The organism is Catellatospora sp. IY07-71 (assembly GCF_018326265.1).
Classification (GTDB): Bacteria; Actinomycetota; Actinomycetes; order Mycobacteriales; family Micromonosporaceae; genus Catellatospora.
Map to the genome: position 1 here is coordinate 4,269,390 of NZ_AP023360.1, position 17,874 is coordinate 4,287,263.

General features: G+C 71.9%; 23 protein-coding genes. 15 read left to right on the plus strand and 8 right to left on the minus strand.

Features of this window, described 5'->3' with window-relative positions; all coding sequences use genetic code 11:
* Positions 1 to 64: 64 nt before the first annotated feature.
* The 3 genes from CS0771_RS19135 to CS0771_RS19145 all read right to left on the minus strand — a co-directional run bounded on the left by CS0771_RS19135 (position 65) and on the right by CS0771_RS19145 (position 1,770).
* Entirely contained in the window at positions 65 to 601 is a 537-nt protein-coding gene (locus CS0771_RS19135; protein WP_212842249.1) for a hypothetical protein, read from the minus strand.
* A 157-nt stretch (positions 602 to 758) separates the two neighbouring features.
* Positions 759 to 1,160: an OsmC family protein gene (locus CS0771_RS19140; RefSeq protein WP_244870884.1), complete on the minus strand. Its 402-nt coding sequence runs from the start codon at positions 1,158 to 1,160 to the stop codon at positions 759 to 761.
* A gap of 34 nt (positions 1,161 to 1,194) precedes the next feature.
* Positions 1,195 to 1,770 (minus strand): YdeI family protein, encoded by a 576-nt coding sequence (locus CS0771_RS19145; RefSeq protein WP_212842251.1) that lies wholly within the window; start codon positions 1,768 to 1,770, stop codon positions 1,195 to 1,197.
* Positions 1,771 to 1,937: 167 nt separating this feature from the next.
* On the opposite strand from CS0771_RS19145, the gene CS0771_RS19150 reads away from it, so the two are divergent.
* The 8 genes from CS0771_RS19150 to CS0771_RS19185 all read left to right on the plus strand — a co-directional run bounded on the left by CS0771_RS19150 (position 1,938) and on the right by CS0771_RS19185 (position 7,309).
* Complete coding sequence (locus CS0771_RS19150) at positions 1,938 to 2,789, plus strand: IS5 family transposase (protein ID WP_212839359.1); 852 nt, start codon at positions 1,938 to 1,940, stop codon at positions 2,787 to 2,789.
* Positions 2,790 to 2,899: 110 nt separating this feature from the next.
* On the plus strand, positions 2,900 to 3,544 hold the full coding sequence (locus tag CS0771_RS19155) for a nucleotidyltransferase family protein (RefSeq protein ID WP_203754671.1): 645 nt from the start codon (positions 2,900 to 2,902) through the stop codon (positions 3,542 to 3,544).
* Positions 3,541 to 3,801 carry a hypothetical protein gene (locus tag CS0771_RS19160; protein ID WP_371821432.1) on the plus strand — a complete coding sequence of 87 codons (261 nt, stop codon included), beginning with the start codon at positions 3,541 to 3,543 and terminating at the stop codon, positions 3,799 to 3,801. The genes CS0771_RS19155 and CS0771_RS19160 overlap by 4 nt, the downstream gene beginning before the upstream one ends.
* Positions 3,798 to 4,580 (plus strand): metallophosphoesterase, encoded by a 783-nt coding sequence (locus tag CS0771_RS19165; protein WP_212842253.1) that lies wholly within the window; start codon positions 3,798 to 3,800, stop codon positions 4,578 to 4,580. The genes CS0771_RS19160 and CS0771_RS19165 overlap by 4 nt, the downstream gene beginning before the upstream one ends.
* 14 nt (positions 4,581 to 4,594) lie before the next feature.
* Positions 4,595 to 4,954, plus strand: a complete 360-nt coding sequence (locus CS0771_RS19170; RefSeq protein WP_203754677.1) for a hypothetical protein — start codon at positions 4,595 to 4,597, stop codon at positions 4,952 to 4,954.
* A 99-nt stretch (positions 4,955 to 5,053) separates the two neighbouring features.
* A complete protein-coding gene (locus tag CS0771_RS19175) occupies positions 5,054 to 5,479 on the plus strand; it encodes a cytochrome c oxidase subunit 4 (RefSeq protein WP_212842254.1) in 426 nt (141 codons plus the stop codon).
* Positions 5,480 to 5,564: 85 nt separating this feature from the next.
* Entirely contained in the window at positions 5,565 to 5,798 is a 234-nt protein-coding gene (locus CS0771_RS19180) for a CsbD family protein (RefSeq protein WP_212842255.1), read from the plus strand.
* A gap of 188 nt (positions 5,799 to 5,986) precedes the next feature.
* A complete protein-coding gene (locus CS0771_RS19185; protein WP_212842256.1) occupies positions 5,987 to 7,309 on the plus strand; it encodes a wax ester/triacylglycerol synthase family O-acyltransferase in 1,323 nt (440 codons plus the stop codon).
* Between the two features lie 15 nt (positions 7,310 to 7,324).
* Here the strand turns inward: CS0771_RS19185 and CS0771_RS19190 are convergent, their stop codons facing one another.
* Positions 7,325 to 7,606 carry a hypothetical protein gene (locus CS0771_RS19190; RefSeq protein ID WP_203754686.1) on the minus strand — a complete coding sequence of 94 codons (282 nt, stop codon included), beginning with the start codon at positions 7,604 to 7,606 and terminating at the stop codon, positions 7,325 to 7,327.
* A gap of 283 nt (positions 7,607 to 7,889) precedes the next feature.
* On the opposite strand from CS0771_RS19190, the gene CS0771_RS19195 reads away from it, so the two are divergent.
* Complete coding sequence (locus CS0771_RS19195; protein ID WP_212842257.1) at positions 7,890 to 8,351, plus strand: DoxX family protein; 462 nt, start codon at positions 7,890 to 7,892, stop codon at positions 8,349 to 8,351.
* A gap of 26 nt (positions 8,352 to 8,377) precedes the next feature.
* A complete protein-coding gene (rnhA, locus tag CS0771_RS19200; RefSeq protein ID WP_212842258.1) occupies positions 8,378 to 8,839 on the plus strand; it encodes a ribonuclease HI in 462 nt (153 codons plus the stop codon).
* Here the strand turns inward: rnhA and CS0771_RS19205 are convergent.
* Positions 8,832 to 9,437 (minus strand): putative glycolipid-binding domain-containing protein, encoded by a 606-nt coding sequence (locus CS0771_RS19205; protein ID WP_212842259.1) that lies wholly within the window; start codon positions 9,435 to 9,437, stop codon positions 8,832 to 8,834. The two genes, rnhA and CS0771_RS19205, sit on opposite strands and share 8 nt — an antisense overlap.
* A gap of 147 nt (positions 9,438 to 9,584) precedes the next feature.
* Between CS0771_RS19205 and CS0771_RS19210 the strand changes: the two genes are divergently transcribed.
* From CS0771_RS19210 to CS0771_RS19220, 3 genes are all read left to right on the plus strand, one after another.
* Complete coding sequence (locus CS0771_RS19210) at positions 9,585 to 10,373, plus strand: SGNH/GDSL hydrolase family protein (protein ID WP_212842260.1); 789 nt, start codon at positions 9,585 to 9,587, stop codon at positions 10,371 to 10,373.
* 77 nt (positions 10,374 to 10,450) lie between these two features.
* Positions 10,451 to 10,963, plus strand: a complete 513-nt coding sequence (locus tag CS0771_RS19215; protein WP_244870885.1) for a DUF402 domain-containing protein — start codon at positions 10,451 to 10,453, stop codon at positions 10,961 to 10,963.
* Positions 10,964 to 11,142: 179 nt separating this feature from the next.
* A complete protein-coding gene (locus tag CS0771_RS19220; RefSeq protein ID WP_244870886.1) occupies positions 11,143 to 11,916 on the plus strand; it encodes a hypothetical protein in 774 nt (257 codons plus the stop codon).
* A gap of 84 nt (positions 11,917 to 12,000) precedes the next feature.
* On the opposite strand, the gene CS0771_RS19225 is transcribed toward CS0771_RS19220, so the two are convergent.
* The gene (locus CS0771_RS19225) at positions 12,001 to 13,299 is read right to left on the minus strand and encodes an APC family permease (protein ID WP_212842262.1); all 1,299 of its coding nucleotides are present in this window, start codon (positions 13,297 to 13,299) and stop codon (positions 12,001 to 12,003) included.
* 70 nt (positions 13,300 to 13,369) lie between these two features.
* Here CS0771_RS19225 and CS0771_RS19230 point away from each other — a divergent pair, with 70 nt between their 5' ends.
* A complete protein-coding gene (locus tag CS0771_RS19230; protein WP_212842263.1) occupies positions 13,370 to 14,338 on the plus strand; it encodes a GlxA family transcriptional regulator in 969 nt (322 codons plus the stop codon).
* 84 nt (positions 14,339 to 14,422) lie between these two features.
* Here the strand turns inward: CS0771_RS19230 and CS0771_RS19235 are convergent, their stop codons facing one another.
* Together CS0771_RS19235 and CS0771_RS19240 are read right to left on the minus strand one after the other, a co-directional pair.
* Positions 14,423 to 14,980, minus strand: a complete 558-nt coding sequence (locus CS0771_RS19235) for a GNAT family N-acetyltransferase (RefSeq protein ID WP_212842264.1) — start codon at positions 14,978 to 14,980, stop codon at positions 14,423 to 14,425.
* A 144-nt stretch (positions 14,981 to 15,124) separates the two neighbouring features.
* On the minus strand, positions 15,125 to 16,867 hold the full coding sequence (locus CS0771_RS19240) for a glycosyl hydrolase family 18 protein (RefSeq protein ID WP_244870887.1): 1,743 nt from the start codon (positions 16,865 to 16,867) through the stop codon (positions 15,125 to 15,127).
* A gap of 141 nt (positions 16,868 to 17,008) precedes the next feature.
* On the opposite strand from CS0771_RS19240, the gene CS0771_RS19245 reads away from it, so the two are divergent.
* Positions 17,009 to 17,860, plus strand: coding sequence for an NAD-dependent protein deacetylase (locus CS0771_RS19245; protein ID WP_371821433.1), 852 nt, complete (start codon positions 17,009 to 17,011; stop codon positions 17,858 to 17,860).
* Positions 17,861 to 17,874: the final 14 nt, after the last annotated feature.

Below are 17,874 nucleotides of genomic sequence, written 5' to 3' on the forward strand. Positions count from 1 at the left end.
TCTGACACGAGACGCCGATCAAGTCCACGCGTGAGCCGATCCGCCGCGCGTCAGCTGATTCACCTCAGCCGAGCATGGACTCGTAGACGTCGCCGGCGTCGGAGACGGGGCGGTAGCGCTCGTCGGCGGCCGACTCGTGCAGCACCGGCAGCAGGCCCTCGGCCGGCGGCAGGTCCAGCGCGGCCCGCAGCCGGGCCCGGTCCTCGTCCAGCTCGGGCCAGTCCTCCCGGATCTCGCTGTCCGCGAACGCGAGCCACTCCCGCAGCGCGCCCCCGTCACCGAGCGGCATCGACGTCGCGTCGTGCAGGCTGGACAGCCCCACCACCAGCGCCAGCGCGGTACGCAGATCAGGCGCGATCAGCCCGCCCTCGCCCTCGGAGCCGGCGTACACCACCGGCCTGCTCGCCGCGGGCGGCCCCGCCAGCAGGAACGCCCCGCCGGACGCGTCCCCCGCGATCATCTCCAGCGCCCCGCCGTCGGGCAGCGCGATCACCTCGGCGGGCCCGCCGGCGGCGCGCTCCAGATCGAAGTCGAACCGCACCAGCATCTCCGCGATCCCGGCGTCCGCGCGAATGGCGCGCAGCAGCTCCTCATCACTCATCCCCGCACCCTAGATCCCGCCCCTGTCAAAGCGGCCTCACCCAAGATCACGTCGATCTTGCGCGAAGTGTTGCCCTTATGCCCTTTTGGAGTGTGTCGTCGGCACAGTACGCGCAAGATCGGCGCGGGAGAGGGGCGGGCGGGGGGTTAGGGCGGGGTTAGGGGCGGGGGAGGATTTGGAGAGTTTCGGTGCCCTCGCGGAGGGCGCGGCCCACGGTGCAGTGGTTTTCGTGGACTCGGTGGGCCACGGCTTCGAAGACTTCGCGGGCCTTGTCGTCGCCGGGGGGTAGTTCGATCTCATAGGTGGCGGTGATGGGGCCGAGCTTGGTGGGGCCGAGCTTTTCGGCGTCTACCTGGACGGCGAGTTTGAGCAGGCGGTGGCCGCGTTTGGCGGTCAGGGGCTCGATGGTGACGATCTCGCAACCGCCGAGCGCGACCAGCAGCAGCTCGACGGGGGAGAAGACACCCTCCTGATCGGAACTGCCCACGGCGACCGAGGCGCCCCGCTCGTTGGTCGCCAGGAAACCGTCCTCGGTGCGCTCGACCCGTACCTTTGCCATGATCGCCATGCTACCGGCGCGGACGCGCCCGCGGTCAGGGGTAGATCTTCCGGCCCTCGGCGAGCATGGTGACGAACCCGGCGATGCGGCGGGCGCGGGTCTCGGGGCGCTTGGCCTCGTGTACGCGGTGCAGGATCGAGTAGCGGTTGGTGCGGTCGAGGGTGGCGAAGAAGGCCGCCGCGGCGGGGTCGGCGGCGATCGCGGCGGCCAGGTCGGCGGGGACCTCGGCGGTGCGCGGGCTGTCGTACGCCGCGTCCCAGCGCCCGTCCGCCTTGGCCCGCTCGATCTCGGCGAGCCCGGCCGGGCGCATCCGGCCCAGCTCGATCAGCGCCGCGACCTTCTCCCGGTTGACCTTCGACCAGCGGCTGCGCGCCCGGCGCGGGGTGAACTTCTGCACCCAGTGGGTGTCGTCGAGCCCCGCCTTCTGCCCGTCGATCCAGCCGTGGCACAGCGCCACGTCCAGCGCCTGGGGGTAGTCGAGGGCGACCACGCCGGGGCGCTTCCTGGCCAGCTTGAGCCAGACACCGGGGCTGTCGGCGGGCTGCGCGGCGAGCCACTGCTCGAAGTCCTCGGCCGAGGCGAAGGACAGGGTGGGGAGGTCGGCGGCCATCCCGGCAGTCAAGCACGAGGGTCCGACAGGAGCCCGCCGCCGGAGGCGAGGGGTTAAGAGCGACCGGCATTAGGTGCGGACCTGGACAGGTAGCCGGTCGCGGGTAGCAAACAGGCACGGGACTTATCGATCATTGGAGTTCTCTACGCTTCAATGACAGGAGTCCCGTGCCTGCGCTGCCATCATCGCTGCTGACCCCGATCTGGGTCCAGTTCGCCGCACTGCTGCCCGACCGGCCCGAATACGACCCCGCACACCCGCTGGGCTGCCACCGCCGCCGCATCCCCGACCAGGTCGTCTTCGAACACGTCATCCACGCCCTGGTCCACGGCTCGGGCTACGAACGCATCGCCGGCCCAGGATGCTCCGACCGCACCATCCGCCGCCGCCTGGCCGACTGGGCCAGCGCAGGCCTCGCCCAGCAACTGCACGCCCTGACCCTGGCCGCCTACGACAACATGATCGGCCTACAGCTGCACGACATCGCCGTCGACGGCGCGCTCACCAAAGCACCCTGCGGCGGAGACCGCGCCGGACGCTCCCCGGTCGACCGCGGCAAAGGCGGCCTCAAACGCTCCACCGGCACCGAAGCCGCCGGCATACCCCTGGCCGTGATCTCCGCCCCCGCCAACCGCAACGACAACGCCCTGCTGGAAGCCACCCTCGACACCGCCACCCAACAGACAGGCCCCCTGCCCGACGACGTCACCGTGCACCTGGACCGCGCCTACGACAACACCCCCACCCGCCAGCGCCTGCACGACCGCGGCCTGCACGGCCAGATCGCCCGCAAAGGCCTCCCCGCCCCCATCCAGGTCGGCAAACGCTGGGTGGTGGAACGCACCCACTCATGGATGAACGGCTACGGCAAGATCCGCCGCTGCACCGAACGCAACGCGCAGGTCGTGGACTTCTACCTCTACCTGGCAGCAGCCCTGATCACCACACGCCAACTCATCCGACAAGCCCGCCCCCGCTACCGCTGGGACGGCCGTCCCACCACCCGACGCCTCAAATGAACCTATTGCCGGTCGCTCTAAGAAGGTGCCCTTCCTATACGTATAACGATAAGAAGGTGCCCTTCCTTCGGGGATGTGTGAGAAGGGTGGGGCTCGGGTATAGCGACCCCATGCTCAGCGAGATCAGTGCAGAGCTCCTGGAGACGATGAAACGCGCCGCCAGCGTGCTACGCCGCGCCGAGGTCCCGTTCGCCCTGGCGGGCGGTTTCGCCGTGTACGCGCGCGGTGGCACCTCCAGTGAGCATGACGTGGACTTCATGATCCGCGAAGAGGACGTCGAGCGGACGCTCGAGGCGATGGCGCAGGAGGGTTTCCGCACCGAGCGCCCGCCCGAGGACTGGCTCGTCAAGGTGTACGACGAGGACCGGCTCGTCGATCTGATCTTCCGGCCGGTGCAGCGCCAGGTCACCGAGGAGGTGCTGGCGGAGAGTTCGATCGTGCCGGTCGGCGCGCTGCACATCCCCGTGCTGTCGGCGACCATGCTGATGGAGCACAAGCTGCTGGCGTTCTCCCAGCACCACTGCGACTTCGCGCGGGCGCTGCCGGTGGCCCGTTCGCTGCGCGAGCAGATCGACTGGGACCAGGTGCGCCACGACACCGAGCACTCGGTGTACGCCAAGGCGTGTCTCTACCTGCTGAGCCTCCTGGAGATCATCCCGCGGGAGTACGCGCCGCAGCCGGGCGAGCAGGCGGTGAAGCCGAAGAGGGAGCAGGCGGGAGTGCCTGCCGGAGCGAACGGGACGGGTGCGTGGTGAGCGAGGCCAGGATCTCCGACGAGTACGCCGACGCCGCGGTCCACCGCATGCTGACCGAGGACGGCGCGATCTGCGAGCAGGGCATCGAGGTCATCCGCCGGGACAGCCTGATCGTGCTGCGCGGGCAGGTGGAGAGCGCCGCCCGGCGGGATGCGATCGCCGTGCGGGTGGCCGCCGAGTTCCCCGATCGGCACGTGCAGAACGACATCGTGGTGACCACGGTCGCGGCACCGCCCGAGCCGGAGGTGATCTCGTGATACGCGTGGCCGCGGTCGGCGACGTGCACATGGACGTGGACGTCCTCGGCCGTTACCGGCCCTCCCTGGAACAGCTCGGCGGCACCGCCGACGTGCTGCTGCTCGCGGGTGACCTGACCCGCCACGGCACCGTGGACGAGGCCCAGTGCGTGGCCCGCGAGTTCGGCGACCTGCCGGTGCCGGTGATCGCCGTGCTCGGCAACCACGACCACCACAGCGACCAGCCGCGTGAGGTGACCAAGGTGCTCGCCTCGGCGGGCATCACCGTGCTGGAGGGCGACGGCATCACCATCAGCTGCCGCGACGCGAAACTCGGCGTGGCCGGGGTGAAGGGATTCGGCGGCGGCTTCGCGGGCCGCTGCGCCAGCATGTTCGGCGAGTCCGAGATCAAGGACTTCGTGCGTACGACCGAGCGCAGCGCGAACCGGCTCCAGGCCGCCCTGCTGTCGCTGGACTGCGACGTGCTGGTGGCGATGACGCACTACGCCCCCGTGCCGGACACGCTGCAGGGCGAGCCGCTGGAGATCTACCCGTTCCTCGGGTCGTACCTGCTCGGACAGGCGATCGACGCGGCGCCGACCGCGCTCGCCGTGCACGGGCACGCGCACGCGGGCGTCGAGCGCGGCATCACCCCGGGCGGGGTGCGCGTGCGCAACGTCGCCCACCCCGTGATCCGCCAGGCGTACAGCGTCTACCAGCTCGAACTGCCCTCCGCGAGCCGAATGCCCGTTTCCCAGGGGGCCGGCCGGGGTATCGACTCGCTGTCGAACGATGTCTGACGTCAGGAGGCGAGATGTTCACCCGTAGCCGTGACAACCTGGCGACCACGACCTGGCACGAGTTCATGAAGGGGCTCGGCAACACCAGGGAGGTGGCCGCCGAGCGCGCCAAGGAGCGGGCGGGCCTGGTCCGCGACGCGCTGTCCGACACCGGGGTCGAGGCCCGGCGCCGGTCCTCGCTGGCACTGGACATGCTGGCGGGCAAGCCGGCCCCGATCCGGTGGGGCTGGGTGGTGGCCGCGGCCGGGATCGGCGCGCTGGCCGGCTTCGCCGTGGCGGAGCTGCTGCGCGGGCACCCGGTGGACGAGGCCGTCGCCTCGCTGCGCCGGCAGCTCGGGCACACCCGGGAGAAGGTCGAGGAAAGCGTCGGCTGACACGCCGACCTGCCGAAACCGCGGCGGGTGCGGGGTGGTTGGTGCTACTTTGCACTGGCCCCCCGCACCCGCCATCTGCATGCCGAAACGGGGGCCGTGATGAAGACCGAGTACCGGATCTTTCTCGGGGTCGCCGCGTTCCTGTTCGTCATGGCGATCGTGTACTGGTTCTGGTCCGGCGCGGCCCTGTCGCGCTACGACTGGATCGGCACCACCGCGCTGACCCTCAGCGGCCTGCTGTGCCTGATGTGCGGCGGCTACTTCTGGTTCGTGTCACGCCGCCTCGAGCCGCGCCCGGAGGACCGCCGCGACGCCGAGATCGCCGAGGGCGCGGGGGAGATCGGCTTCTTCAGCCCCGGCAGCTACTGGCCGTTCGCCATCGCCTTGGCGGCCACGCTGGCCTCGCTGGGGCTGGTGTTCTGGATGTGGTGGCTGATCGCGCTCGGCTTGCTCGGGGCGATCGTTTCGGCCTCGGCGATGCTGTTCGAGTACTACACCGGCACCCGCCGTACCGCCGAACACTGACGCGGCGGGCCGTTTCCGCGCGACAATCGAAGGGTCGGGGATCCCCGCGCTGGTGGGCGTGCGGGCATAGCGAGGGCGGTCTGCCATGGGTTTCGATGCGAAGCTGCACAACGTGGGCCAGCGCGTGGCCGGCAAGGCCGAGGAGGTGGCCGGCCGGGTCACCCACAACCAGCGCTGGGAGCAGGAAGGCCGGGCACGGGTCACCGCCGCGCACGAGGAGGAGGCCCGGGAGAAGGCCAAGGATGTGGCCAAGGCGCAGGAGGCGGCCGGGCACATCAGCCGCGACGAGCGGCTGCGGCTGGAGCGCCGCGACGTATAGCAATCCAGTTGAGGTGATGTCTGAGGGGGGTGTCCGCCGACACCTTTGAACATCCTCGTAACCGGCCGGACAAACCGCAGCCTTAACGTGGTCTCAGACGTTGTATCAAGGTCAAAGGCCGGCACGGCCGCGGCATCGGAGCCGCGCGGCCCAGTGCGGCCACGTTCCACGACGACGCGAGGATGGCCATGGAGGACGGGCGGCTCAGCGCTCTGGACATGTCGTTCCTGTGTATGGAGAACGCCGCGTCGCCCATGCACCTGGGCGCCGTAGCGGTTTTCCACTCCGACGAGCGGGTGCGGCCCGAGGACGTCGTCACGCTGCTGGCGCAGCGGGCGCGGCGGGTGCCCCGGATGCGGTGCAAGGTGAACACCACCGCGCTGGGCGGCGCCGCCTGGGTCGAGGACCCGGTCTTCAACCCGCGCAACCACATCCTGCACCACCGGCTGGAGGCGGGCGGCCGCGACGACCTGGCCGCGCTGGTGTCCGAAGTGATGACCGCGCCGCTGGACCGCAACCGCCCGCTGTGGCAGCTGCACCTGGTCAGCGGCCTCGACGGCGGCCGTTACGCGCTGGTCGCCAAGATGCACCACGCCATGTGCGACGGCCAGGGCGCCATCGGTCTGGGCCTCGGCCTGCTCGACGGCGGCGAGGCGTTCCTGTCCGAGGCCGCCGGGCCGGTGGCGGCGGAGTCGCCGCTCGCGTCGCTGGCCCGCCAGGGCGCCGAGCTGCTCGCCCGGCCCGAGCACGCGGTCGGCGAGGTGCTCGACCGCGCGGGCACGGCGCTCGGCATCGCCTCGGCCGTGCTCGGCCGGATGCGCGCGCCGCAGCCGTCGCCGCTGCTCACCGCTCCGTCGGGCACCCGGCGGGCGGCGTTCGCCAGCCTGGACCTGCGGGAGCTGCAGCGCATCCGCCGCAAGCGTGGCGGCACCCTCAACGACCTGCTGCTGGCCGTCGTCGCCGGCGCGATGCGGACCTGGCTCACCGCCCACGGGCAGCCGCTGGACGTGCTGCGCGCGCTGATCCCGGCCAGTCAGCGCCCCCGCTCGGCGGGCAGCGAGGACGGCAACCAGCTCTCGGCGTACCTGTGCGACCTGCCGCTGGGCGAGCCGGACCCGGTGCGGCGGCTGGCGCTCATCCACGAGGCCATGGACGCCAACAAGACGGCCGGCCCGCGCCGCGGCGCCGGGGCGCTGCCGGTGCTGGCCGGGCTGATCCCGCCCGCGCTGCACCGGTTCGCCGCGCCGCTGGCCGCGTATGCCGCGCCGCTGCTGTTCGACATCGTGGTGACCAGCGTGCCGCTGCCGCCGGTGCCGCTGCACCTGGGCGGCGGCCGCCTGGCCGAGCTGTACCCGATCGCGCCGCTGGCCAGCGGGCACGCGCTGGCGATCGGGCTGTCGCGTTACCGCGACGCCGTCCACATCGGCCTGTACGCCGACGGCGCCGCGCTGCCCGACATGGAGAAGCTCACCGAGGCCCTGCCCGCCGCGCTCGCCGAACTCGACGTCTGACGGCCGGGCGGGCGCTCACAGGTCGGTCGACGGCTCGACCGGGATGTCGTGCTTGGCCAGCGCGGGGGGCTTGCCGCGGCCGACGGCCGGCCAGGCGTAGAACTCACCGCGCAGGTAGAACAGATCCAGCTGTCTGCCGACGGTCGGATCGTCGCCGATGTCGATGTTCACCGAGTACACCTCGTGCGGCTGGTCGTCCATCACGATGGCGAGGCGCTTGTCGCCGTCGTAGTCGACGACCGTGCACTGGTGGCCGTTGTACACGAATCGCCGGTTGATCAGACGGTCGGACGGCATCCGGTCCTCCGTTCTCCGCAGGTTGATGTTCATACGGCCACGTCAGGGTAAGCCGAAACGGCAGCGATGCCAACAGGCTCCGCGAACCGGGCGCGATCCTGACGACTCGCGCGCAACACGCATCCCACCATGCCGAGAGTGAGAGCGAGCACCGGGGCGACTCATTCGACGTCACCACGCGTGTCGCGGCTGCACGTGATCGCCGATAACACCACTGACCGGCATCATCCTGTGGAAAAGTGATGTTCATGCCATTCGGCACCGCTAGCCGTACGGAGTCGCCATGATCTACGCCTTCCCGCCGACCGCAACCGACGTGGTGAAACTGCTGGCCAGGATCGGGTTCGGGGTGGTGTTCACGGCGCACGGCTGCCAGAAGCTGTTCACCGTCGGCATGGCCGCCACCACCGCGGGCTTCAAGCAGATGGGCCTGCCGCTGCCCGGCGTCGCGGCGTGGTTCGCCGCGCTGGTCGAGTTCCTCGGCGGCATGCTGCTGGTGCTCGGCCTGTTCACGCCGATCGCGGGCACCCTGCTGTTCCTCAACATGCTCGGCGCGTACCTGTTCGTGCACATCGGCAAGGGCCTGTTCGTGCAGGACGGCGGCGGCGAGCTGGTCATCGCGCTCGGCCTGGGCGCGCTGCTGATCGCCGCCGTCGGCGCCGGCCGCTACAGCCTCGACCACTGGCTGCTCACCCGCCGCGCCCGCGAGCCGCACCACCACCGCGGCCCCGACCACATTCCGTGACCTCGACTGCCTGGTAGCTTGCGGGGGTGACGGCGAGCGGCGGGGCGGTGGAGATCTACACCGACGGGGCCTGTTCCGGCAATCCGGGGCCCGGCGGGTGGGGCGCGGTGCTGCGCTACGGCGAGCACGTGCGCGAGATCTGCGGCGGGGATCCGGGGCCGACGACCAACAACCGGATGGAGCTGACCGCCGCCATCGAGGCGCTGGAGACGCTGAAACGGCCGGTCAAGGTGCACCTGCACACCGACAGCACCTACATGCGCGACGGCATCACGAAGTGGATGCACGGCTGGAAGCGCAACGGCTGGCTGACCTCCGAGCGCAAGCCCGTCAAGAACGCCGACCTGTGGCAGCGCCTGTCGGCCGCCTGCGCCCGGCACGAGGTCGAGTGGCGGTGGGTACGCGGGCACGCCGGCGACGCCGGCAACGAGCGTGCCGACGCGCTGGCCAACCAGGGCATGGCGCAGTCCCGCAAGCGGGTCAGCTGATCAGGCTCGCGAAGCCGGGGTAGTTCACCACGAACCCGTCCTTGTCGACGGTCAGGTCGGCCGTGAAGCTGCCCGAGGAGTAGCGGATCGTGTCCTCGTCGATCACGGTGTACGTCTGCTCCACCGGGATGACCTGCAGCGACGGCACCCGAACCCAGGCGATCGGCACGGTGTGCGCGGTGCCGGGGGCGGCGCCCAGCAGGCCCAGCCGCCGGATCGGCAGCGTGTTGGTCAGCGCGGTCGCCTCCAGGTCCACGTCGAGCACCCCGGCCAGCCGCCCCGGGTCCACGATGCCGGGCAGCTGCACCGAGCCGAACTTCCCCTGCTCGCTGGTGGTGACCCGCCAGGAGCTGCCGGACCGCTCCAGCCGCACCTCACGCTGCCAGCCGGCGCCCTCGGACTCGACGGTCAGCGTGTCGGTGGCGAAGCCGTCCGAGGTCTTCAGGGTGTAGCGGCAGGCGTGTGCGACGGGCTCCGCGGCGACCACCTGGCCGCGCGCGACGAGGAGGTCCGCACGCAGGTCGACGAGGGAGAGGTCGGTGCCGACCTCGACCATCCGGTCCCACAGCAGGGCGCGCGGCAAGGGCAACGGGTTCATGTCCTGAGGTTAGGCACCTCGGGGCCGTTCCGGGGCGGAATCGCCCGAGGGCGCCCGCGTAGAAATCCGCCGCGACATCTTCACGGTCGTGAATGTTTCTGACAGCATGTGCGCACCCTGTCCACACCCCCCGGTTGGAGCCCCACGATGGTGTTCCCGCTCCGCGCCGCCTGCGTACCCGTGCTGGCGGCGCTCTGCCTGGTGCTGCTCGCACCCCCTGCCCACGCCGCCGGACCCGCGTACACGGCGCTCGGCGACTCCTACTCCTCCGGCACCGGCACCCGCGAGTACTACGACAGCGGCAGCTGCCAGCGCTCGCCGCACGCCTATCCGGTGCTCGACGCCGCCCGGCTCGGCGCCACGCTCACCTTCGCCGCCTGCGCCGGGGCGAAGGTCCCCGACGTCCTCAACGGACAGCTGGGCAGCCTCAACGCCACCACGCGGTACGTCACCGTCACCGCGGGCGGCAACGACATCGGCTGGTCGTCGATCATCGTGCAGTGCGCCAAGCCCTGGCCGTACACCTGCTGGGGCGACATCGACAAGGCGGAGACGTACATCCGCAACACGCTGCCCGGCCAGCTCGACCAGCTCTACGCCCGCATCCGCACGCTCGCCCCGAACGCCACGGTCGCGGTGGTCGGCTATCCGCGGCTGTTCAACGGGGAGGAGTGCAACGCCATCGCCCGCATCTCGCCCGGCGAGCAGGCCGAGCTGAACGCCGCGGCCGACCTGCTGGCCACCACGATCAAGGCGCGCGCGGCGGCGCGCGGCTTCGCCTTCGTCGACGCGCGCGGGCCGTTCACCGGGCACGCGGTCTGCGACGACGTCGAGTGGATCAACGGCACGTCCTGGCCCACCGGTGAGTCCTACCACCCGAACCGGGCCGGGCACACCGGCTACGCCGGCATCGTCGAGGCCGCGCTGCGCGCCTGACGTCGCAGCCTCCCGGACCCGTGCCGCGATGGCGAAACGGGTCCGGGAGCGCCGGCTGATCTCGGTAAGCTGCGGCCGTGGAGACGGGAGCGGGACAGCCGCCGATGAGCTGGGCGCCGGGGGACCGGATCGAGGTGCGGCTGCGCAAGGAGGACCGCGAGAAGATCAGCTACACCGCAGACGTGCTCTCCGACGACGGCGACCACCTCGTGGTCCGGGCGCCGTGGGCGGGCACGGCGGCCCGTGACTTCGGCTTCGTACGCTTCGAGCAGGGCGACGTCTTCACCGAGCACTACTGGCGCGACCGGTGGTACTCGGTCAAGGAGGTGCGCGACGCGGCCGGGGTGCTGAAGGGCTGGTACTGCGACGTGGCCCGGCCCGCGGTGGCGCGGGGGGCCGCGCTGGAGGTGGCGGACCTGGACCTCGACCTGTGGGTGCCCGCCGACGGCGGCGCGCCGCTGCGCCTCGACGAGGACGAGTTCCTCGACAGCGGCCTGACCGAGCGCGACCCGGCGGCGGCGGCCCAGGCCCGCGCGGCGCTGGACGAGCTGGAACGCCTGGCCGCGGACCGGTTCGCCGCGATCGGCTGATCCGGCCGGGTGACGCCGCGGAAAATCTCGGTACCGGGCGGAACCGAAACGGTCCCGGGGCGGTCACAGGGGACATGAAGGCAAGAACTCTCGTGCTGCGGGCGGCTCTCGTGTCGCTCGTGCTGGTGGCCGCAGGCTGCGCGCGTCCGACCGACGCCGCGGACGGCGAAGGTGGTCCGATGACGTTGCCCGGTGGCGACACGGTGGCGCTGCGCATCGACCACGCCGGCGGCTTCGTCCCCCCGGCTTTCAACCTCACCCGGTTGCCGGAGATCAGCGTCTACGCCGACGGGCGGGTGATCACCCAGGGCCCGGTGACCATGATCTACCCGCCGGCGGCCCTGCCCAACCTGCAGGTGCAGCGCATCTCCACCGGCGACGTGCAGAAGCTGGTGCAGCTCGCGGTCGCGGCCGGCGTCGGCAAGCAGGGGGTCGACTACGGCACCCCGCAGGTCGCCGACCTGCCCAACGCCCGGTTCACGGTGACCACCGCCGACGGCGTGCAGCGCACCGAGGTGTACGCGCTGATGGACAACATGGAGCCGGCCGCGGGCCTGACCCCCGCCCAGATCGACGCGCGTAAGAAGCTGCTCGACCTGATGAAGGCCGTCACCGACCTGCCGACCACGCTGGGCGCCAAGGCGGTGAGCGCGTCCGAGCCGTACAAGCCGGTCAAGGTCGCCGCCATCGCCACCCCGTGGCAGGCGCCGGGCGACGGCACCTCGGCCGGGCCCGAGATCGCCTGGCCCGGTCCGGCGCTGCCGGGCGCGTCCCAGGGCGAGGGCCTGAACCTGGGCTGTGTCGTGGCCGAGGGCAAGGACGCCGACGCGGTGATGAGCGCGGCCGCCCAGGCGACGTCGCTGACCCCGTGGACGTCCGGGGGCAAGAGCTGGACGGTCAGCATCCGCCCGCTGCTGCCCGACGAGACCGGCTGCGAGTCGCTCGGCAAGTGACCCGGGCCGCGTGCGCCCGGCCAGACGAAGCTCCGTCCATGCTGCCTCCCCGGCTGGACGGAGCTTCGACTGTGCACACCGGGTTCACGCGGTCGCGGAGCGATTCCTGCGGCGGTGGTAGAGCAGCGCTCCCGCGGTGATCACCAGCGGCCACACCAGGTACCACCCCGTGGCGGCGAGCAGCCCCACCACCGCGACCAGCGCGACCATGGCGTGCCGCCGGGCGGCCGTGCCCCTGGGCAGCAGCCGGAGCGCGGCGGCGGTGCCCAGCCCGTACACCGCGACGAACATGCCGGTGGTGAGCAGCACCAGCGGCTCCGCCCCGGTGCCGGTGACCGCCACCGCCACCATCGCCAGGGTGGCCAGCCCCGACGTCACGGCGAGGCTGCGCCGCGGCACGTCGCCGGCGCTCGCGCCGCGGGCCAGCCAGCTCGGCAGGGCGCCGTCCCGGCCCAGCGCCGCGCCGAGCTTGGCCGCGCTGCTGTAGTAGGCGTTCATGGTGCCGAAGGTCATCAGCACCGCCGCCGCCGCGGCCAGCGCGCTCGCCGGGCCGCCGAGCCCGATCTCCAGCAGCCGGGCCAGTGGCGCACCCGAGGTGGCCTGCGGCCCGAGCACCAGGATGCCCGCGGCGGCGACGGACAGGTAGAGCACGCCCACCACGACCACCGCGATGGCGGCGGCCCGCGGCAGGTCCCGCTCGGGGCGGCGGAAGTCGGCGGCCAGGTGGGTGATCGCCTCCCAGCCGGCGAAGCTCCAGACCAGCAGCGCGGCGGCCGGTGCGATGGCGAGCCAGCCGTGCGGCGCGAACGGGCGCAGGTTGGCGGTGTCCCCATGGGGCGCGGCGCTGAGCACGGCCGTCAGCAGCAGCGTGACCAGCACCACGGCCAGCACCAGCTGGACCCGGCCGGAGACGGTGACGCCGAACGTGTTGACGGCGGTCACCGCCACCATGAGCGCCGCCGCGGTGAGCAGCACCGTGCGCTGCCCGCCGCCGACGGCGGCCTCGACGTACGCGCCCGCGAACAGGCCCGCCGCGGGCGCCCCGGCCGGGACGGCGAAGTAGAAGCACCAGCCGATGGCCGCGGCCGCGCGGGGGCCGAAGGCCAGCCGGACGTACGTGGACACGCCGCCCGCGTCGGGGTGCCGGGCGCCGAGCGCCGCGAACGTCATCGCCAGCGGCACGGACAGCAGCACCAGGCCCAGCCAGGCGATCAGCGAGGCGGGACCGGCGGCCTGCGCGGCCAGGGCGGGCAGCGCGATGACGCCGGTGCCGAGCACCGCGCCGACGTAGAGCGCCGCGCCCTGGGCCGTGGTGAGGCCCCGGGCACCCGCGGCGGGGGTGGCCGGGCTGGTCGCCTGCGGCCTGGTGATCGTCTCGGTCATGGCTATACCTTGCGTTACGGCGGAGCGGCGGAACAGTGGCAGGAATGCCGTGCTGCGATAGGATCCTGCCATGAAGCGGCACGTGGTCGCACTGGCCCTCACCGACGACATCCCGGTCTTCGAGCTGGCCGTGCCCTGCGAGGTGTTCGGCATCGACCGGTCCGATCTGGTGGACCCCTGGTACGAGCTGCGCCTGTGCGCCGCCGAGCCGGGCCCGCTGTCGGTGCGCTCAGGCCTGACCGTGCAGCCGCCGTACGGGCTGGAGGGGCTGGCCGACGCCGACACCGTGATCGTCCCGGCGTGCAACCGGATGACCCAGTGCGGCCCGCCGTCCGCGCTGGTCGACGCCGTGCGGGCCGCGCACGCCCGCGGCGCCCGCATCGCCTCCATCTGCAGCGGGGCGTACGTGCTGGCCGCCGCCGGACTGCTGGACGGCCGCCGGGCCACCACGCACTGGATGAACATGGTCGACTTCGCGCACCGCTACCCGGACGTGAAGGTGGACCGGGAGGTGCTCTACGTCGACGAGGGCGACGTGCTCACCTCGGCCGGCACCGGCTCCGCCATCGACCTGTGCCTGCACCTGGTGCGCTGCGACTTCGGCGCGGCGGTCGCGAACGAGGTGGCCCGGCGGATGGTCGTGCCGCCGCACCGCGAGGGCGGCCAGAGCCAGTTCGCCCACCCTCTCGCCCGCGGCGACCACCGCGCCGACGACATCGCGCCGGTGCTGGACTGGGCCCGGGAGCGGCTCGACCAGCCGCTGACGGTCGCGCAGCTGGCCGCCCAGGCGCGCCTGAGCCCGCGCACCTTCGCCCGGCGCTTCCGGGACGGTCTCGGGGTCAGCCCGCTGCAGTGGATCCTGGAGCAGCGCATCCGCCTGGCCCAGGAGCTGCTGGAGACCACCGACGAGCCGATCGAGCGCATCGCCTGGCGCACCGGCTTCGGCACCGCCGTCAACATGCGCCAGCACTTCCGCCGCTTCACCTCCATCTCCCCGCACACCTACCGCCAGACCTTCCGCCGCCCCCTCCCCGCCTGACCGCTCCCCTTGATCGGCCGACTTGCCAGGCACCTGTGGGTGTGCGAGCGCAAGATACGCCCACCTGCCTGGCAAGTCGGACGATCATGACGTGGGGGACCAGTCGGCGCGGAGCAGTTCGTACTCGACGTCGCCGTGCTCGCCGCCGTCGATCTGGTCGGGCCAGTCGAGGAAGAACGTGCGCAGGAAGCGCAGGCCGGTCTTCTCCATGACGCGCCGGGAGCCGGTGTTGACGGTCATCGTGTTCGCGGTGACGCGGCGCATGCCCAGCTCGGCGAAGCCCTTGTCGACCAGCGCGCGGGCGCCCTCGGTGGCGTACCCCCGGCCCCAGGCGGACCGGCGCAGCCGGTAGCCCAGCTCGGCGGTGCCCGGCTCGGCGGGCTCGGCGGTCAGCGCGAACCAGCCGAGGAACGCGCCGCTCGCCTTCTCGACCGCCGCCCAGCGCCCGTAGCCGGGGAACTGCTCGTACTGCGCGAGGAGCCTCGGCAGCAGCTCGTCCCGGATCTCCTCGCGCGGGGTGGGCCGCCCGCCGTTGATGAAACGGGTGACCTCCGGGTCGGCGTCCAGCTCGTAGAGCGCGTCGAGGTCGTCGGCGGTGAACCGGCGCAGGATCAGCCGGTCCGTTTCCAGGTAGTGCTGCACCGGCGCATCCTCGCACGTCAGTGCCGATGCGGCGACCGGGTTACCGCTTGCGCGGGGCGGGGAACTCGCATCCAGGGTGGACGGGAGAGCGGCGGGCGTCCCGTGGGAAAGACGCCCGCCGCTCGGCCGGTGTTACGGGTCGGCTCAGCCGAGGCCGTTCTTCATGGCCGTGATCAGCTCGCCGCCGGTGGTGTCACCGGTCAGCTCCCAGAAGAAGGCGCCGCCGAGACCCTGGTTCTTGGAGTACGTCATCTTGCCGCCGATGGTGCTCGGGGTGTCGTAGCTCCACCAGTTGCTGCCGCACTTGGCGTACGCGGTGCCGGCGATGGTGCCGGTGCTGGGGCAGCTGTTCTTGAGGACCTTGTAGTCCTCGATGCCCGCCTCGTACGTGCCCGGCGCCGCCCCGGTGGCCGTGCCGCCCGGCGTGGCCTGGGTGACCCCGGTCCAGCCGCGGCCGTAGAAGCCGATGCCGAGCAGCAGCTTCGACGCCGGGACACCCTTGCCCTTGAGCTTCTGGATGGCGGCGTCGGAGTTGAACCCGGCGGTGGGGATGCCGGTGTACGACGTCAGCGGCGAGTGCGGCGCCGTCGGGCCCTGCGCGTTGAAGGCGCCGAAGTAGTCGTACGTCATCACGTTGTACCAGTTGAGGTGCTGCGCGGCGGCGTTGTAGTCGGTGGCGTCGATCTTGCCGCCGCTGCTGCCGTCGGCCGTGATCGCCGCCGTGACCAGGTAGCTGCTGCCGAAGCGGTTGCGCAGCGCCTGCATGAGGTTCCGGAACGCGAGCGGGCCGCTGCTGTCGCAGGACAGGCCGCAGGCGTTCGGGTACTCCCAGTCGATGTCGATGCCGTCGAACACGTCGGCCCAGCGCGGGTCCTCGACCAGGTTGTAGCAGGAGTTCGCGAACGCGGTCGGGTTGGCCGCGGCCTGGCCGAAGCCGCCGGACCAGGTCCAGCCGCCGAACGACCACAGGATCTTGATGTTCGGGTACGCCCGCTTGAGCTTGCGCAGCTGGTTGAAGCTGCCGCGCAGCGCCCCGGCGTCCCAGGTGTCGGCGACGCCGTCGACGCTCTCGGCCGCGGTGTATGCGCGGTCGTAGTCGGCGTACGCGTCACCGATCACGCACTGGCCGTTGGTGACGTTGCCGAACGCGTAGTTGATGTGCGTCAGCTTCGCCGCCGAGCCGCTGGTCACGATGTTCTTCACGTGGTACGCCCGCTGGTAGACGCCCCAGTTGACGAAGTAGCCGAGCAGCTTCTTGCCACCGGGCGGCGGCGGGGGCTGCGAGCTGGGCGGCGGCGGGGGCGGGCTGCTCGACGCCGACGGCGACGGCCGGGGCGAGCTGGGCTGCACGGTCGGCGTGGGCGGGTTGCTCGGCGGGGTGCCGGGCCCGTCCAGCGCGAAGTCGTCCGCCTGGTACGCGGGCTGGCCGTACCAGCCGTGCACGTTGACGGTCAGCGAGGTCTGGCTCGCGCCGGTGGTGAGGTTGAGGCTGAGCTTGGTCCAGGCGCCGGAGGCGGCCGGGTTCCAGGTCTCCGTGCCGCCGGTGTAGCCGAGGTACACGTAACCGCCGCCGCCACGCACCCAGGCGCTGAGCACGTACGCCGTGTTCGGCGTGACGCTGACGGTCTGGCTGCACTGGGCGTGGTTCGAGCCGTTGGGCGTGCCCTGCAGCGCCCGGGTGCCGGCGTGGACCGGCGTGGTGACGACGCTGCCGAGCCCGCTGCTGCAGCTCCACGGGGAGAGGCTGCCGCTTTCCAGGCCCGGATTGGCGATCAGGTTGGCCGCCGCGGCGGACGTCGAGATGGCCAGGGAGACGCCCATCGCGACGACGGTGGCGGCCGAAGCCGCCAGTATCCGGGTGCGCAGGCTTTGAGCTGGGCGTTGCATGAGATACCACCTACCTTGGGGGATGAGCAGGCTGCGTCATGTAATCGCCAACATAAATTAAGGAAACCTATCAGTAAAGACACCTTTCAATGATTAACTTCGGCATGCAGCAGCCGACGGCCGCGTGGCAGGGTGTATGGCATGAATGAGCGCGTCGGACAGCTCGCCCGGCTGATGGAGCGCGGCCGGGTCGCCGTGCTCAGCGGCGCGGGCCTGTCCACCGAATCGGGCATCCCCGACTACCGGGGCCCGGACGGCATGCAGCGGCGCACCGCCCCGATGACGTACCAGGCGTTCACCCGCGAGCCCGCCGCCCGGGTGCGCTACTGGGCGCGCAGCCACCTCGGCTGGCGCACCGTCGCCCGCGCATCGCCCAACGCCGGGCACGCCGCCGTCGCCGCGCTGCAGCGCCAGGGCCTGCTCGGCGGCATCATCACCCAGAACGTCGACGGCCTGCACCAGGCCGCCGGAGCCACCGGCGTGGTCGAGCTGCACGGCAGCCTGGACCGGGTGATCTGCCTGGACTGCGGCGAGGTCACCGCCCGGCAGGAGCTGCACCGCCGCCTGCACACGGCCAATCCCGGCTTCACCGCCCGGATCACCGCCGTGCACCCCGACGGCGACGTCGAGTTCGGCGACGACGAACTGGCCGGGTTCGCCACCGTCGACTGCGCCGGCTGCCAGGTGGGCATGCTCAAGCCAGACGTGGTCTTCTTCGGCGAGACCGTGCCCGCCCCGCGCGTGCAGGAGTGCTTCGACCTGGTCGAGCGCTCGCAGCTGCTGCTGGTGCTGGGCTCATCGCTGACCGTCATGTCCGGCCGCCGCTTCGTCATCCGCGCGGTCAAGCTCGGCATCCCGGTGGCGATCGTCAACCGCGGCGTCACCCGCTCCGACGACCAGGCCACCCTCACCCTCGACGCCCCCCTCGGCCAGGTCCTCCCCGACCTCGTCCACCGCCTCGGCGGCCGCCGCCTAACCGAATCCCTCGCCTGAGCACCCTCCACCTC